Origin of the sequence: Streptococcus suis, from assembly GCF_017601095.1 — a bacterium.
Lineage (GTDB): Bacteria > Bacillota > Bacilli > Lactobacillales > Streptococcaceae > Streptococcus > Streptococcus suis_Z.
The window spans coordinates 168,738-185,212 of the sequence record NZ_JAGFUX010000001.1 but is presented as its reverse complement, the minus strand read 5'-3'; the positions used below and the strand labels follow the sequence as shown (position 1 = coordinate 185,212).

The 16,475-nt window shown below is 35.6% G+C and carries 19 protein-coding genes, 2 pseudogenes and 1 other annotated feature; of the genes and pseudogenes, 16 read left to right on the top strand and 5 right to left on the bottom strand.

Going from position 1 to position 16,475, the window contains the following annotated elements; all coding sequences use genetic code 11:
* Positions 1–65: 65 nt before the first annotated feature.
* The 6 genes from clpX to J5566_RS00945 all read left to right on the top strand — a co-directional run bounded on the left by clpX (position 66) and on the right by J5566_RS00945 (position 6,660).
* Positions 66–1,286, top strand: a complete 1,221-nt coding sequence (gene clpX, locus J5566_RS00970) for an ATP-dependent Clp protease ATP-binding subunit ClpX (RefSeq protein ID WP_208561698.1) — start codon at positions 66–68, stop codon at positions 1,284–1,286.
* A gap of 46 nt (positions 1,287–1,332) precedes the next feature.
* Positions 1,333–1,920: a ribosome biogenesis GTP-binding protein YihA/YsxC gene (gene yihA / locus J5566_RS00965; RefSeq protein ID WP_208561697.1), complete on the top strand. Its 588-nt coding sequence runs from the start codon at positions 1,333–1,335 to the stop codon at positions 1,918–1,920.
* Between the two features lie 81 nt (positions 1,921–2,001).
* Positions 2,002–2,136, top strand: a sequence feature (ribosomal protein L10 leader region).
* A gap of 27 nt (positions 2,137–2,163) precedes the next feature.
* Positions 2,164–2,661 (top strand): 50S ribosomal protein L10, encoded by a 498-nt coding sequence (gene rplJ, locus J5566_RS00960; RefSeq protein ID WP_158454841.1) that lies wholly within the window; start codon positions 2,164–2,166, stop codon positions 2,659–2,661.
* Between the two features lie 69 nt (positions 2,662–2,730).
* Positions 2,731–3,096, top strand: coding sequence for a 50S ribosomal protein L7/L12 (gene rplL, locus J5566_RS00955; RefSeq protein WP_105138695.1), 366 nt, complete (start codon positions 2,731–2,733; stop codon positions 3,094–3,096).
* Positions 3,097–3,313: 217 nt separating this feature from the next.
* A complete protein-coding gene (locus J5566_RS00950) occupies positions 3,314–6,178 on the top strand; it encodes a GBS Bsp-like repeat-containing protein (protein ID WP_208561696.1) in 2,865 nt (954 codons plus the stop codon).
* 89 nt (positions 6,179–6,267) lie between these two features.
* Positions 6,268–6,660, top strand: coding sequence for a hypothetical protein (locus J5566_RS00945; RefSeq protein WP_208561695.1), 393 nt, complete (start codon positions 6,268–6,270; stop codon positions 6,658–6,660).
* A 393-nt stretch (positions 6,661–7,053) separates the two neighbouring features.
* Here J5566_RS00945 and J5566_RS00940 read toward each other — a convergent pair whose 3' ends face one another.
* Positions 7,054–8,424 carry a hypothetical protein gene (locus J5566_RS00940; RefSeq protein WP_044678187.1) on the bottom strand — a complete coding sequence of 457 codons (1,371 nt, stop codon included), beginning with the start codon at positions 8,422–8,424 and terminating at the stop codon, positions 7,054–7,056.
* Between the two features lie 384 nt (positions 8,425–8,808).
* On the opposite strand from J5566_RS00940, the gene J5566_RS00935 reads away from it, so the two are divergent.
* From J5566_RS00935 to J5566_RS00890, 10 genes and pseudogenes are all read left to right on the top strand, one after another.
* Positions 8,809–9,102, top strand: a complete 294-nt coding sequence (locus J5566_RS00935) for an RNA methyltransferase (RefSeq protein ID WP_125265538.1) — start codon at positions 8,809–8,811, stop codon at positions 9,100–9,102.
* 296 nt (positions 9,103–9,398) lie between these two features.
* Positions 9,399–9,725, top strand: a pseudogene (locus J5566_RS00930) (23S rRNA (uracil(1939)-C(5))-methyltransferase RlmD); the annotation flags it as partial.
* Complete coding sequence (locus J5566_RS10780; protein WP_079394206.1) at positions 9,694–9,846, top strand: transposon-encoded TnpW family protein; 153 nt, start codon at positions 9,694–9,696, stop codon at positions 9,844–9,846. The pseudogene J5566_RS00930 and the gene J5566_RS10780, both read left to right, overlap by 32 nt.
* 256 nt (positions 9,847–10,102) lie before the next feature.
* Positions 10,103–10,543: an SRPBCC family protein gene (locus tag J5566_RS00920; RefSeq protein WP_044678192.1), complete on the top strand. Its 441-nt coding sequence runs from the start codon at positions 10,103–10,105 to the stop codon at positions 10,541–10,543.
* A gap of 23 nt (positions 10,544–10,566) precedes the next feature.
* A pseudogene (locus tag J5566_RS00915) lies at positions 10,567–10,746 on the top strand (recombinase family protein); the annotation flags it as partial.
* 535 nt (positions 10,747–11,281) lie between these two features.
* A complete protein-coding gene (locus J5566_RS00910) occupies positions 11,282–11,806 on the top strand; it encodes a GNAT family N-acetyltransferase (protein WP_044678196.1) in 525 nt (174 codons plus the stop codon).
* 30 nt (positions 11,807–11,836) lie between these two features.
* Complete coding sequence (locus tag J5566_RS00905) at positions 11,837–12,190, top strand: hypothetical protein (protein WP_052502438.1); 354 nt, start codon at positions 11,837–11,839, stop codon at positions 12,188–12,190.
* Positions 12,191–12,649: 459 nt separating this feature from the next.
* Positions 12,650–13,003, top strand: coding sequence for a hypothetical protein (locus tag J5566_RS00900; protein WP_044678199.1), 354 nt, complete (start codon positions 12,650–12,652; stop codon positions 13,001–13,003).
* Positions 13,004–13,259: 256 nt separating this feature from the next.
* The gene (locus J5566_RS00895) at positions 13,260–13,448 is read left to right on the top strand and encodes a hypothetical protein (RefSeq protein WP_044678202.1); all 189 of its coding nucleotides are present in this window, start codon (positions 13,260–13,262) and stop codon (positions 13,446–13,448) included.
* Between the two features lie 56 nt (positions 13,449–13,504).
* Positions 13,505–14,263 carry an ATP-grasp domain-containing protein gene (locus tag J5566_RS00890; protein ID WP_208561694.1) on the top strand — a complete coding sequence of 253 codons (759 nt, stop codon included), beginning with the start codon at positions 13,505–13,507 and terminating at the stop codon, positions 14,261–14,263.
* On the opposite strand, the gene J5566_RS10775 is transcribed toward J5566_RS00890, so the two are convergent.
* From J5566_RS10775 to J5566_RS00875, 4 genes are read right to left on the bottom strand one after another with little or no spacing between them, the layout of a single operon-like run.
* Complete coding sequence (locus J5566_RS10775) at positions 14,146–14,397, bottom strand: DUF5960 family protein (RefSeq protein WP_432215578.1); 252 nt, start codon at positions 14,395–14,397, stop codon at positions 14,146–14,148. The genes J5566_RS00890 and J5566_RS10775 overlap by 118 nt on opposite strands.
* A gap of 10 nt (positions 14,398–14,407) precedes the next feature.
* Entirely contained in the window at positions 14,408–14,707 is a 300-nt protein-coding gene (locus J5566_RS00885) for a DUF5960 family protein (RefSeq protein WP_024052923.1), read from the bottom strand.
* Positions 14,694–15,062, bottom strand: a complete 369-nt coding sequence (locus tag J5566_RS00880; RefSeq protein WP_024052924.1) for a hypothetical protein — start codon at positions 15,060–15,062, stop codon at positions 14,694–14,696. Before J5566_RS00880 ends, J5566_RS00885 begins: the two co-directional genes overlap by 14 nt.
* The gene (locus J5566_RS00875) at positions 15,059–16,474 is read right to left on the bottom strand and encodes a Y-family DNA polymerase (protein ID WP_105117910.1); all 1,416 of its coding nucleotides are present in this window, start codon (positions 16,472–16,474) and stop codon (positions 15,059–15,061) included. The genes J5566_RS00880 and J5566_RS00875 overlap by 4 nt, the downstream gene beginning before the upstream one ends.
* Position 16,475 lies beyond the last annotated feature (1 nt).

The window sequence follows — 16,475 nt, the reverse complement described above, 5'->3', positions numbered from 1 at the left end:
GTTAATAGCATTCACGCCTTTTATGGCTTTTTGTTTTAAGAGAAATATGAAATATTGAGGTAGTCATGGCTGTACAAACAGAATTTATCCATTGTTCTTTTTGTGGAAAAAACCAAGAAGAAGTAAAAAAAATCATCGCAGGTAACAATGTATTTATCTGTAACGAGTGTGTGGAATTAGCACAAGAAATCATCCGAGAAGAACTAGCAGAAGAAGTGCTAACTGACTTGGCAGATACACCTAAACCACAAGAGTTATTGAATATTTTGAATCACTATGTGATCGGACAAGATCGTGCCAAACGTGCCTTAGCAGTAGCGGTCTACAACCATTACAAACGCATTAATTTTCAAGATAGTCGTGATGAAGATGATGTGGATTTGCAAAAATCCAATATTCTAATGATTGGCCCAACTGGATCAGGAAAAACCTTCTTGGCTCAGACCCTGGCAAAAAGTTTGAATGTTCCCTTTGCTATTGCGGATGCGACAGCTCTTACAGAAGCAGGTTATGTTGGTGAAGACGTGGAAAACATCCTCTTAAAATTGCTTCAAGCCGCGGATTTCAACATTGACAGAGCTGAGCGAGGCATTATCTATGTCGATGAAATCGATAAGATCGCTAAAAAAGGTGAGAATGTTTCCATTACTCGTGATGTCTCAGGTGAAGGTGTTCAGCAGGCATTATTGAAAATCATCGAGGGAACAGTTGCCAGCGTGCCACCACAAGGCGGACGTAAGCATCCAAACCAAGAAATGATTCATGTTGACACTAAGAACATTCTATTTATTGTCGGCGGTGCCTTTGATGGTATCGAGGAAATTGTCAAACAGCGTCTTGGTGAGAAAATCATTGGTTTCGGTCAAAACAATCGTGCTATTGATGAACAGGATTCCTATATGCAAAATATCATCGCAGACGATATTCAGAAGTTTGGGATTATTCCTGAACTGATTGGGCGCTTACCTGTTTTTGCTGCTCTCGATCAGTTGACCACTGAAGATTTGGTGCGCATTTTGACAGAACCGAAAAATGCCCTTGTGAAACAATATCAGACCCTTCTTTCTTACGATGATGTGGAATTGGAATTTGACCAAGATGCACTTCAAACGATTGCTGAAAAAGCCATCGAACGAAAAACTGGTGCACGTGGTCTTCGCTCAATTATTGAAGAAACTATGTTGGATGTCATGTTTGAAGTACCAAGTCAAGCAGAAGTCAAGCGTGTACGTATTACCAAAGAAGCAGTTGACGGGACAGATAAGCCTCTCTTAGAAACTGCGTAACTCAGTCAGTTGGTTTCCAACTGACTTTCTTTCAGAAAGGAATCCTATGGAAATCAATACCCATAATGCCGAGATTGTACTTAGTGCAGTCACAAAAGCCCAGTATCCACAAGATGATATGCCAGAAATTGCTTTAGCAGGCCGATCCAATGTTGGAAAATCCTCATTTATTAATACCTTGCTAGGACGAAAAAATTTAGCCCGGACATCCAGTAAGCCTGGTAAGACCCAGCAACTAAACTTTTATAATATTGATGATAAACTCCGCTTTGTCGATGTCCCAGGCTATGGCTACGCAAAGGTTTCAAAAACTGAACGTGCAAAGTGGGGCAAGATGATTGAGGAATATTTGACTAGTCGAGAAAACTTGCGTGCAGTTGTGAGCTTGGTTGATATGCGCCATGATCCGTCAGCAGACGATGTACAAATGTATGAGTTTCTCAAGTATTATGAGATCCCTGTGATTATAGTCGCAACAAAAGCAGATAAAATCCCACGAGGAAAATGGAACAAGCATGAAGCTGCCATTAAACGGAAACTGGACTTTGAAAAATCGGACCGCTTTATTGTCTTTTCATCCGAAACCCGACATGGCTATGATGCAGCTTGGGAGGCTATTTTAGATCATTTATAAGAATTTCTAATCAATTTAGAAATTCTTTTATTTTTTTGAAGAAAATCCTTGCAATCAAGAAGAAGATATGATAAGATGATTAAGGTTTGAAAAAACTGACCTAAGACAGTAGGGGAGCTGGACTCATAAACATCCTACCGAGGCACAAAACGATTATTGAGATAAACGTATTTGTACTTTCGTGTCTAGGTTTAGGTGCGATTTTTTTGTACCTAGCCCAAAATAAAAACGGAGGTAAACTAAATGAGTGAAGCTATTATTGCTAAGAAAGCAGAATTAGTGGACGCTGTTGCTGAGCAGATGAAAGCAGCTACATCTATCGTTGTAGTTGATGCGCGTGGTTTGACTGTTGAACAAGATACTGTTCTTCGTCGTAACTTGCGTGGCGAAAACATTGAGTACAAAGTTATCAAGAACTCAATCTTGCGCCGTGCTGCTGAAAAAGCTGGTCTTGAAGGACTTGTTGAATTGTTCGTAGGACCATCAGCTGTTGCATTCTCAAACGAAGATGCAGTAGCACCAGCAAAAGTTATCTACGATTTTGCTAAAACTGCAGATGCTCTTGAAATCAAAGGTGGTGCAGTAGAAGGTAAAGTTTCTACTAAAGCAGAAATCGAAGCCCTTGCTACATTGCCAAACCGCGAAGGAATGCTTTCTATGCTCCTTTCTGTACTTCAAGCACCTGTACGCAACGTTGCATACGCTGTCAAAGCAGTTGCAGAAAAAGAAGACGCAGCTTAATGCGTCAATCCGTAGCCTGAGGCTACAAACAAACATTATTTATTTATAAAAAATTTGGAGGAAATTACAATGGCATTGAACATTGAAAACATTATTGCTGAAATTAAAGAAGCTACTATCCTTGAGCTTAACGACCTTGTAAAAGCTATCGAAGAAGAATTTGGTGTAACTGCGGCTGCTCCTGTAGCTGTTGCTGCAGCTGGTGGTGCTGCTGAAGAAGCTAAGGATTCATTCGACGTTGAATTGACATCTGCTGGCGACAAAAAAGTTGGCGTTATCAAAGTTGTTCGCGAAATCACTGGTCTTGGCCTTAAAGAAGCTAAAGAACTTGTTGACGGTGCACCAGCTCTTGTTAAAGAAGGCGTTGCAACTGCAGAAGCTGAAGAAATCAAAGCTAAATTGGAAGAAGCGGGCGCTTCAGTTACTCTTAAATAATAGAGTTTCCAAGCAAAATGAAAGCCTATCACTTGATGTGGTAGGCTTTTTCTTTGATATTTTACTTGAATAAAATGGTTCTTCTTGTTATACTATTCTTAGAAAGGTGATGTAAATATGAAAAAGAAGATGAAAACAGTTTATAGTTTCCTAACATTTGTATCTGTAGTTAGTCTCAATGCCTATTTAACCAGTCAAGTGGTTTTTGGCAAACGAAGTGACTACACAATCTAGTGAACAAGAAACCGCAACCACAACAAGTGATTTAACTACAAGCCAGTCTTCGGTGCCACAGAGTCAGGCTGCAACAGAAACTGCATCAGTTTTAAAAGATGTTAGTAACAATTCAATAAATGACGAAACAGCCGATACATCACAAGGCTCGCAAGTCCAACAAGTTCCCCAATCTTCTGAGACGAGTGCATCTAGTGAGAAAATTACAGAGACAAGTCAAGCAAATCAGGCTCAGACAAGTGTTGGAACAATTCAAGCAGTAGCTACTTCTGCAGTTAGTACTTCATCAGCTGCTGTTCAAGCTAATACAGATTTTAGGAGCGTTGTAAATGCTCAACCTGCTCCTGAAGTAACGACGCTTGTGACTACAGATTCCAATCGAATTGCTCTTCAATACACTGGTCAAATTCCAGCAGGAGAAACGATAAAGTTTGCGGTTTGGTCTGATTCAAAGGGACAAGATGACCTGGTTTGGTACCAAGCAGATGTTACTGGTCTAGCCTATTTGCAGCTCAATCGACATAAGTCTTATGGACTCTACCATCTACACACCTATTCATTTGCTAGTGGACGTGGACCAAAAGGCCTTAAAAATCAAACCTTTAATCTCGATAAACCACAACCAAAGGTTAGAATTGAACAAACCAGCAATACCAACTATCGCTTGACAATCAGCGAAGTTGGTCCAACCATCAGTCACTTGAAGGTTCCGATTTGGTCTGGATTCAATGGCCAAGATGATATTAAGTGGTATCCAGCAAGTCCAAAGGCTGACGGTACCTATCAGCTGGATATTTCAGTAACTAACCATAAATCGAATTTTGGCAAATATTATGTACATGTATATGGGGATTCAATCATAGAAGGCAAAACGATTGCTCTTGCTGCAACAAATGGATTTGAACATTGGGACAGTCGTCCAGAACCTGAGGTTAAGCTCGTTCATACATCGCCTTCTGCGACCTATTTTGATGTTCGTTTGGATGGAAAAGTTGAAGATCGAACTGTGAAGGAAATGGCAGTCGCTGTTTGGTCCGTACAGAATGACCAAGATGACTTGAAGTGGTATAGGTCCAAACCGATATCCAATCAAGCAAGTGAGCGAATCTGGTTTAAAAACCATGCTAATGAATCTGACCAATACCATGTTCATGTTTACTTGACCTATCACGATGGCCGTCGAGAGATGAAAAACTTAGGTCCAATTGTGTTCGAAAAACCAGCTACTCGAAATGATGTTAACCATGAATTAATTGAAAAAGGTTTTGCTCTTCAATTAGATTCTAATGAGGTAATGGATTATACTAAGGTGCGCTTCGCAGTCTGGTCACAGGAAGCAGGACAAGATGACCTCAAATGGTATTCGGCAGATAAAAACGGTAGTGCCTTAGCAGCCTATCAAAACCACAAAGGTTATGGTTTGTACCATATCCATACCTATACATTTGAAACCGGAAAGCCAGTTTTTCTTCATGGAAAAACCTTTACCATTGATAAACCATCGGTTACGACTAAGGTTGAAAAGGTGAGTTCATCTGAATATCGCGTAACAATTTCAGATGTTCCATATTATCTTTCAGACATAACTGTTCCAGTTTGGAGTACACAGAATGGTCAGGATGATTTGGTTTGGACTCCGGCTAAGAAAGTAGGAGATAGGACTTATCAAGCAAGCATTCACTTGGTAGATCATCGTTTTGACTTGGGACAATATTATGCCCATGTTTATGGAAACAGTCTCTTAACCAAGAAACGTGAGGGTTTGGGAACGACAGAAGGCTTTGTTGTCAAGGACTTGGGTCCACGAACAGGTACTATATCAGTTTCCGATGTCAACTTGGTTATGGGAACCTTTAAAGTGACTATTTCAAACATTTCCTCACCAACAGGTCTCCAATCTGTCATGGTACCAATTTGGTCCAATAAAAACGGCCAAGATGATATTATTTGGTATCAGGCGAAGAAGGGAACAAATGGCACTTACACAGTGGATGTTGCTGCTGCAAATCATAAGTATACCGACGGTATCTATTCTATTCACCTCTACTACAAAGATTCGGTTGGCAAACTCCATGCGGTAGCAACCAGCAGTGTCACCTTAAATCTGGCTGAAGTACCTGAAAAACTCTACACAATTGGTCGTAGAAAATTCAAGATTATCGGAACATTTGCACCCTCTTACAAGTCCTTGGAAAATCTTTCCAAGGCGCTTGATCAAATTGAAGGTCAAGGATATGGCGTTGGCTTCAAGTTGATGGATATCAATAGTCGAATGGGAATTGAATATAATGCTTCTACAAAATATTATGGAGCTTCTACGATTAAAGGTCCCTATGTAGCTAGTCTTGCCTCACAAAGTCCAGCAACAACTGTTTCTGAACGTCAAACCATGCTCAATATCTTGCGTTATTCCAGTAATGAAGGATATGCGAACTTACGAACTCGGTATGGATCTTCCAGTCTGTATAATTGGGGAAATCAAGCCGGTATCCCACAGGCTAGTTTACGTGACCTTTACCCTTATTTAAGTGCTAATGATCTCTTTGGCTTATGGCACACTAATTATAAATACTTCAATAGCTCTGCCAAAGGAAGAGAAGTTGGTTCGTGGTTCGAAAATCCAAACCTTTCACCGATTCATTCTGTTCTAGGGAGTGGTTTGAAAACCCAGACCAAGGCAGGTTGGATTGGTTTGCCAGGATATCGCTCAGCAAGCGATGGCGGAATTGTATACACACCAAAGGGGAACTACATTGTGTCGATTATGTCCAATGCAGATGGGCGTTTGGGTTTACTAAATTCAACGGTTTCAGCCTTGCATGCTATCCATCAGCAAATTAAACCTTAGTTTTTGAAAATAATGTTAACAATTCTGAAAAGTATAAATTCTTTACAAGTTAGAATCTGTATGTTAATATAAAAATATGGAGAAGTGTAATGAATAAAGAAGATAGTAAAGAATTAAAGTACATTGATAATCGAAGAATGGAATTAGAAGCACGATTATCAGCTTTGAGAAATCAACGAGGTTACTTAGGCAAAGAGATTGCAAAGCTCGCAGCAGATTTGAATTCACTTAGCCAGAGAGCTTATTCACTCAAAAAGAGAAGTGGCCTGATTGTCTCAGAAGAAGCTCTTTTGGCTTACCTTGAGAAGATTGAAAAGATCGATTTAGAAGCTCCTATTCGGCAAATAACAGAAGATGAAAAGTTATTAGAACAAGTAAAAACGCTTGGAAACGGAACTTATCCAGTTTCAAGCGGTGCATTTCGAGTGGTCGTAAAAGATAACATCGTCATCAATATTTTGTTAAATGAATCAGAGTCTTAGGAATTGTTACATAGCAAGCCGCCATGTGCGGCTTTTTTGTTTTGGACAAACATATTTTCTTTTCACTTTTGAACATGGTATAATAGTTAAGATAAGGAAAAAGTATGTAAATACAAATGAAAGAGGAGGAAAACGTTACATGGCAATTATTCAATGGTTGAATAATTACCATGGTGTGAGAGACAAAGTAAATTGACGATAAAATAGAGTTGCTAACCATGTAAAGCCTTGATTAATAAGGCTTTTTATAATTTTTAATACAATTCTATTTTTTATGATATTTTTCTTTGCTATGCAATAATGTGCAATGATAATCAAAATTTGCCCAAAATTCTGCCCAATTGGAGATTAAAATAAAAGATGTATTGTAAATTGCAATACATCATACTTAACCTAATCAATAAATTTATTAATTATATACTTTTTATAATCTATTTTTTTCCATCGATCAAGTATTATTTTTTCAATGGTAGTGCTTTTAGTTCTCGAAGAGAGAAGGTCGTTATAGATAGCTATCCTAGTTTTGCTGCCAAATGGTTGTAGAGAAATCATTTTCATTCCCATTTCACTGAAATTTTGCTTAGGAGTTGTTGATTGAATTTTGTCACAATAAATGAATTGGTCCATAATTTTTAATATTATTAAAGTTTGCCACGTTATCATTTTTGAAAGTATGTACTTCTTGTCCTTACTTTGAATAATGCACTCATTAATCAATTGTCTTCTAATCCTACTTTTATTTTTATGAGATTTGATAAACGGTAGTTTTAAATGACAAAAAATTTCCTCATCTAAGGCAATTGACATGGATTTTTCTAGTGCAGGAGTTAGAATACCAGAGAAGAAACGATGAATATAATAACGATTGCCAAACTCATTAAAATAGTAATTCAATGTCCGGTCAGTTAATTGTACTGATTTTTTTATTTCAAGAATGAGATTGTTGACAGCTAGATTGATCTGTTCTTTAAAAAAATTTTTTATGGTCTCGTCAGTAATGTTTGATAGGATTCGTGAACCAAGCAACTCCGTAATTTTCCCTTTTTTTATTACAAATTCAAGTCTATAAATTCTATAACCATGATTTTTAATATTCTCTAAATGATTGTCCGATTGTGCCTTGGCTGTTTTATCATATAAAACTATCGAATAGTTGTATCCTAACTTTGCTGAAATGATGTGATGTTCAAATGGATCGTCATCTATTCCCACATACCTTGATTTATTTGGTTGTTCAACTTTTGAGAAGATTCTTAGTAGAAGTAGTCTTGTCTGATATGAAATTTTTTCTAATGTAGAAAAGGTGTAAGCAATCTCAATTCCTTGAATTATGATATCTTCTTCTGTTGGATGGATAATGTCAATATTTGAAAAGAGAGTAATACAGGTTAATACGTTTTTCAATCTTGACATTATTTGTTTCATTGTAGAAGTTTTTACATTCAAATCACCTACAATTAGTCGAACGAAACAATTACATTTCATATCAAAATTTGGGTTATTAAAACTAAAAATGATTTTCCCAAAAGTTGGAGATAGTATTTCAATTTCTTTTATTCTGCCATCTTTATTATAAGATGAATTGATATCTAATTCAAAAAAGTTCTCAGCAATAGTTGTAGTCGTAATACTATCTACGTTTGTCACTTCCGTCTCAAATTTTATGTCAATTCCATCTATACCTAAAAATCCTGGATTTTCTTGAAAACATTGTTTTATTATTTGGTCATTCCTAGTGTATTTTTCTGAATTTCTATAAATCATTGTTAACTCTTTTCTTTTCTCAAATAATATTATGACAGAATATGACATCGTAAAGAGTATTTTTGCCGATTTTAAGTAAATCATCAAATTATTCTAAATTATTATTTGTTTCTCATTATAAAATGTAATTCGTTACAGTTACTGTCAAACGCCAAAGCGAAAATTAAGTACAGAGACAGCCATTAAAGCCAAGCGATTATAAAAAATTGGCATTCCTGACGCTAATGCTTTGGATTTGTTTGTGCTGCGTAGAATATATAATTCATTACGTAGATCATAAATAAAATTCTACGCTTTCTTTCGTATTGCTTAATTGGTTCGATTTTCAATTTCTGATGGCCTTTTTCCCATCAGATAATTAATAATCTTGAGACTGTTGCACTATTGTCCAAACTTGATGTTGAGCATCATATAAACATTGAAATTGATGAGGAAGATTTTAGGTCCATTAATAAAAAAAACGCAACATATCCAGAGATAAAAGAATATGTTTTGAAAATGTTTGGTTTTAAAGTTTCAAGTCTGTACATTGCACAAGTAAAACGCAAGTATGATTTAATTGAACGAGAAAATTATAATATATCTAGAAAAGCAGATGGCGACCAACATGTCACAAATTGTCCAAAAGAAAAAGAAGAAACAATCAAAGATGCACTGAGATATTTCGGTATGATATAATTAAATTTTTGGTATAGGCATTTGTAATCTAAAGAGATATTATAGAAATGACAACATAAAAAATATGATTCTATTTAAATAAGAACAGTGTTATTTTTATATTCTATCTAATTGTTATCTGAAATTTATTCAATAACCAAAGTTTCAATATTGTCAAATCCTCTCTAACAAATTATTCTTTTGCTATCGATAATTAAATTAATATCCGCAATTGAATTTTATGTAATTTATATGTACTTGGAGCAATACTCCACTTTGGTATAAAGCTGTATGTTTCTTTTTCTATAACCTCAATCCACGTCGAGACGGTAGCATTATTGTCCAAACTTAATGTCGATAAGCATATAAGTGTTGAAGTAGAGCTAGATGAACTTGATTTGACAAGTGCGGAGAGCAAAGCTACTTATGCTCAGATTAAGGAATATATATTAGAAAAATTTGGTTTGAAAGTTTCAGCACTCTATATTGCCCAGATTAAAAAGAAATGTGGAATAGAGTTGAGAGAAAATTATAATAAGTCAAAAAAAGAAAAACAAGTTATTCCACAATGTACACCTGAGAAAGAAGAAGCTATCATGGATGCGTTAAGGCATTTTACAGAAAGAACAACATCAAAAGCCTGATGGTGTTATAACAAAAAAGATAAACGGAAAAACCTTTATAACAGAGATATATTTTGACAAAAAGAGCAAAGATACATTTCAAGATAAATTGTTTAAGGTAGTGAAAGCGGAACGGAAATAGTGAAAACAGAAATTTTGTATATATCATTTAGGTTCCTTTTTATCCGTGCTGCATGTGGGAGAAAATAGGAAATTTGACAATAGAAAAAATGGCTTAAAAATGGTATAATGTTGTTGATTATTCAGAGAGAAAAATTAGAATTAAGACGAAAGCAATGTAAAATTTAAGGAGGGCAATCATTTGAGATATATACTTTTATTGCGTGGGATAATTGTGGGTGGAAAGATTAAAATGAATATAAGCGAAAGGAGAAATTATGAATAAAATAATCCATTGCAAGGCACTCTTAAACTGTTCATCAGAAAGAGCATTTTGTTTATTCACTAAGAATGAAGAGATTATAACTTGGCTAACAGAAAAATCAGAAATAGAACCTTGGGTTGGTGGGAAATATGAACTTTTTTGGGATAAAAATGATAATGAAAATAATAGTACTTTAGGGTGCAAAGTAACAGCATTTGAATTGAATAAACTATTATGCTTCAATTGGAAAGGTCCGGTACAATATGCGGATGTAATGAATGTTGCAAAACCACTGACTCATGTATGTATTACATTCTTTGCAGAAAAAGAAAATAAGACGGAAATTCATTTGATTCATAGTGGTTGGGGAGAGGGAGAAAAATGGGAACAGGCACGTTTATGGTTTGAAAAGGTTTGGAAACAGTCATTTTTAAGACTGGAAAATTTGTTTTAATATAAGCGTATATTGATAAATTAGAGCGTAGACAGTTAATTACAGCTTTGATTTCTGAAATTCAAATTTACGAAGAAAAGCAACCGAATGGACAATGGCTAAAATCAATTACATTTAAACTTCCTATCATCGATGAAGATTTAAATATAGGTTTGGACAATGATGAACAAGTTGAGTGTGTTGCTCTGCTCGTAAAAGCCTAGAAACCTTTGAACGAAAGGGATAATGAAAAGCCTTGATTGCAAGGCTTTTTGTCGTATGGGGGAAGTATTAGAGTGAGAAATTTTTTGGAGTGAGTAGAAGTGATAGCAGGAATTATCAAAATCTATTTCCATTTACCCTGTGGGTACGTGTTTGTTTCCATTGACAAGGAGTTTTTGGGAATAGAAACGTACCCACCTCTAATATCGCCTTAATGGTCGATTGAAGTGTGAGTTCTGAAATTGATACAATACAATTTAACTTTTTTTGAAAAAAATTCCAAAATTTATTTTGCATTGCGAATATAATAAGTGAGAGCAAGTTGCTTACTTATTAATGATGAAGAGGAAAAGTAGAATGACAACAATTTTTTTAACAAAAACAAACTGCACTAATTGCGGAAAACAAAGTACTTTTGAAAGATTTGATATGGCTTTTTGTGATTGGTAAAAGACTTTGAGGGTATGATATAATAGCGCAGAATTTTAGTATAATTAAGATGTAGAAAATTAATGGGAAAACAGCAGGAGAAGATAAATGATATTGAACACAAAGCGATTAAATATACGACCGTTTAGATCAGATGATATCGAAGATACTTTTGAGATTTATACTGATGCAGATGTATGTAGATACCTTTTAGAAGATGAATGGAATACTAAAGATAAAGAAGAGTTCGAAAAGAAAACTAAAAATAACAAATTAGAGGAGAACTCGAGCTTAAATCTTGCTGTAGTATTGGATAAAAAGGTTATTGGTGATATATCCGTTTGGTATACAGGCATGAAACAAACTGTAGAGATTGGATTTGTATTTAACCCAAAATTTTCTGGGAAAGGTTATGCAAATGAATCGGTTGAAGCCGTAATAAAAAAATTATTTGCTGAATATAATATTCATAGAATTCAAGCAAATTTAGATGCTAGAAACATAGCCTCTAAAAAATTATGTCAAAACCTTGGGATGAGACAGGAAGCACATTTCATAAAGGATTATTGGAATAAGGGTGAATGGACAGATAGCTTCGTATTTGGAATGTTGATTACAGATTTGAAGAAATAATTCGTAATACGTTACTCATCAGATTATAGCATGACGGTGAACGAGAACTTTGTTACATTTAGTAAAGGAATTGTCCAAGCTTTAGAATACCCTGCACATGTACTTGTTGCTTTTAATAAGGATACAAAGGTAATGGGTATACAAGTTTGTCGGGCAAAAACTAGGGGAGCATTTTCTTTTTCAAAACCTGTTGGGGAGCAAAAAGGTATTGTTCAGGTAGGTCATAAAAATTTAAAAGAAACACTCTTAACAATCATGAGTGAATGGAAATCTGATAAGTGTTATAGGGTAGAGGGGATTCACATTCCTGAAGATAAGGCATTTGTTTTTGAATTAAAGGATTTTGAGGAACTATCTGACTTTCGTAAAAACGACAATAAATAGTAAGGAACGAAGATAAAAATTATTGGTGGGAGTACAACTATTGTATTCCTGCCATTTTCATATTTTTGTAAGGGGTTTCATGTTATAATATATTGTAACTATATACATTTTTTCGAATGAATCGTGTACAAGAGGTATTGCTTTATAGAATCTTTATGTTTGATAACACATTTATTATCATACAAGGAGGTGCATTAAATATTCATGAAAATGTCAGTTTATCTGCTATAAATCTGTCTAGATTTATAGCAAAAAATTTTGCAATCATAGAGAATATGATGAGTCGGAGTAATATTTTGAAATATATTTGATTTAAAGAGGAGACCTAGTATCAATGGTAACTTTTCTAAAGTAGTACAGATACCAAAAGATGAGGCACTTAATTTAGGGAAATGACCTGCTTCAAAAAGGTAGGTTTGATATTGAAGACCGAGCAATAGCAAGTTAGTGGGAGAGAATATGGTAAAATTTGAACTTGTTACATCAGAAAATGGCACCTATACTTATCATTATTATCCTGAAGGTGATTTTATATCAGAGCCAGGTGTCATTGAATTAAATTTAAAAAATGAGAGTATCTATCTAGTTAAGTTAGCTGATAGGGACTTTGAACGGTATGTTACTGCCGAGGAAAGAAATAGCCTGATAAAATCTCTCAATGATATGATTGCTGAGGAAGGCGGTAATGATTTTGAAGAATATGTTTCTGAGGGGTACACCAGAAGATTTTATGCAGATCAGGCTATCTCTGGTATTATAGACGGTTTAGAAAAAGGTAATCCACCAGAGAATGGCATGAGAGCTTGGTATTGAAAGTGGTACAAACTAAAAGGAGCATAAGACTCCTTTTTAGTTTGTAGAGTAGCTTTGTCTTTATTGTGACAAATTACTTGAGGAATGGTGTGAAAGTTGTCTTTTTAATTTTACAGTAGTAGCTCAAGCTTTAAGCCGTTTCTGCTTGACGTGGCAATCAGATAGTAACTCACTCAATTTATAAATTAAAGTTTTTCAGAACGTATAGTTGACAGAGGTGTAACACTTGTGTTAATATGAATGAGAGGTGATAGATGTGGCTACAGATAAAAATCGTATTATGATTAGTTTAGATGATAAGAATCTTGAGAAATTGGAATTGCTCATTGAAGATGCTCGTGATAGGCGAGGTATGAGATTGACAAAATCGCAGATTATTGAACTATTACTGAATACAGTTGATTATTTTGATGATATTATGGGAGCAATCTATTCAAAAAAATAAAATATATTTTATTTTTTTGAATATTGGTGTTGCACTAGTGATAAAAAGGTGTAGAAATGGTTGTTTATATAAAAGATAGCAGTAGATTAAGTGAAGTATCTATTAATAAGTATAATGCTCAAGTAGGCGCTCATTTATTAGGAGAAGAAGTAGTGTTATATAGTGATTTTAGTGAATTAGAAACTTTAACCCGTGAAGATCTCATTATTGACTATATTGCTGAGACGAGATTATTGTTGTCTTGGATGGGAATAGATATACCAGTTATTGACTACCCAGAGGAGCTTTCTGAATTTTATGGTCGCACTATCCGAGAGGGACTTATGGGAGAGATTGTCAATATTCCTGATAATTGGGGCAAATTTATTAAGCCCAAAGCTGGTTCAAAGGTTTTTACAGGAAGAGTAGTTAATGGGACCCGAGATTTGGTTGGTATTGGATTACCATTTGACTATCCTATTTGGATTAGTGATATTGTAGAATTTGTTGCAGAGTGGCGCTGTTTTATACTTAATGGAGAGGTACTGGATGTTCGTCCATATACAGGTGACTATCATGCCCAGTACGATGCCAGTGTTATTGACAAAGCGGTTGCTGCTTGGGGTAGTGCACCTAGGGCTTATGGTTTAGATATTGGTGTTACTAAGGATGGTCGTACATTAGTTGTTGAAGTAAACGATGGTTATGCTCTCGGAAATTATGGTTTATCACCTTTAAAATCCATTAAATTTTCTAGAGCTAGATGGGAAGAAATGGTTGAACCGTATTTTAGCAAAAATCCAGTTTTTGACTTTTCTTTGGTAAATAATAGGTAAACATATTTTCTGATGAGCTTATTGTTCTCGATAGGCTCAATATTGAATTGAATGTAGTGATCTCGGTTGTCTTCGGCATTATCCTCATTGAGCTTGAAGAAATTTATGAAAGCATATAAATAAGAACAGTAAATCGAACTGCTCCTATTTTTCTGCTAAATATGTTGTAGTTTTCTTATATGTATAATGGTAGATTAGCGGATTCTCATCTACGGTACTTACCTCAAATATGAAGAAGTGATCACGGTTATCTCTTGCCTTTTCCTTATTTAGGACAAAGTAATTCTTACGAGAAGTCGCCATTGTTTTGATGATATCATCAGTCAGGAAGGTCAATGGAATATTCATATTGGAGTAGCGGTAGAAGTCACGTTCAAAATCTTGGTAGCTCTCGCTGTAATAGTCCATTTGAAGGTGATTACGCTGAAACTCAAGCTGATTCATAGAGCACCTCCTCTACAAGTTCAATACTAATTATGTCGTTCAATTTCAAATTGATGTGACCTGTTGTAGTTTTTATCAAAATGAAATCTTTGTTCAGACTTGGTATTGTCCCAGTGTAGGAAACTCGCTTGTTTTTTTCAACGACATGAATGCGTGTGTGCAATTGCCCAGTGTACACTTGACTGAGGAGTAATAATTTCTTCTCTAGTGATAAATCAGACATATACGTTACTTTGTTTGCATCATCAGAAAGAGCAGATGTATGCTCAGATAGGAAAAATCCCATCCATTTTTGCATCTTAGTATCCTGGTACTCTCTTGCTGACTGAAATGGCAAGTATGAACGATCAATCATTTTAATCCCTCCAATCCACCAGCGGAATGACCACCGATAAGTTTACTGCGTTCTATATTTCTGGAACCTTCGGTTAGGACGGTTCCTTTTTGAATAGCTAAAAAGCCAAACTGTTCTCTGACAACATCAATTGCTGTCTGAAGTCTATTTTCTTTTTCAATTTGTTCTACATCATCAAAAAGTGACAGTAGAGTAAAGTTTTCATCTACAAAGCCACCATAAGACACACCGATTTGCCTCACTGCACCAGAGGTGTATTTCTTTCGGAATAATTCAAGTACATGACCAACCATTGTTTTTGGAAGATTTGCTGGGTCAATTTTTTTCTGAGCATTAATTGATTTTTTCATCTCAGTTCTAGAATAGCCAATATGAATAGAAACGACAGTAGCTTTTTTATGTGCCGAGCGAAGACGGTTAGCAACTTGGTCAGCCATTTCAGCTAATACGATTTCAATTTCTCTTTGGGTTCTGTAATCTCTAGGAAGTACTTGAGAATTACCCAATCCTCGTGATTTTGGTTTATAGGGGTCATGGACGTTGCTCTCGTCAACTCCATTTGCGTGAAACCAAAGCTGAACTCCGACTTTACCGAATTCTTTTTTGAGAATATCGGGATTGAAATTGGCCAGTTCTTTGATTGAATGAATACCAAGTTTTTGTAAATGAATCTCTGTTTTATTGCCAATCCCCCAAAAGTCTGATAATTTTGGTATGGACCATACTTTGGTTTCTACATCTTGGTATGACCAGTTAGCCCTCATTGTAGCAGTTTTCTTAGCTTCATTATCTAGAGCTAGTTTAGCTAGCAGGGGGTTGGAATTGCTCATGCCTACAGTTGAGATAATACCTGTTTTACGGTAAATATCTCTCTGAATCATAGCGGAAACATTATCTAACTTATCTTTCCTTGACATTGACTTATCAGAAATAAAGTAAGAAAGTGAGCTAGTAAGGTCGATAAAACCTTCATCAATTGAATAGGGGAGAATGTCATCTGGAGCAGCATAGTCTTGAAAGATATGTTGAATCTCTAGATTCTTCTCAATATATCTGTCCATTCGAGGAGGAACGATGAGTGTACGCTTTGCCCAGTGTTCGATGAAAGATTTATACTTCGGTGTTACCTCAATGTCCTGCTTCCATGCATTCTGATAGCTGAATTTACGAGTGTTTATATCAAATGGCAAGTCGTAGGAACGCCCTACATTTGCTTTTCCAAATACTTTCTTAAACATGGGAGAAGAAGCTAGTATTAATCCTGCTGAGTTATCTGCTCGGCTCATGACACATAATGATGTGTAGAGTGGATGCAAACCTCTATCCACACATTCTACCGAAGCGTAGAAGGACTTCATATCGAGGAAGGCTATGTCACTTTGAGGTTCTATAGAGTAGTCAATATAGCCCATA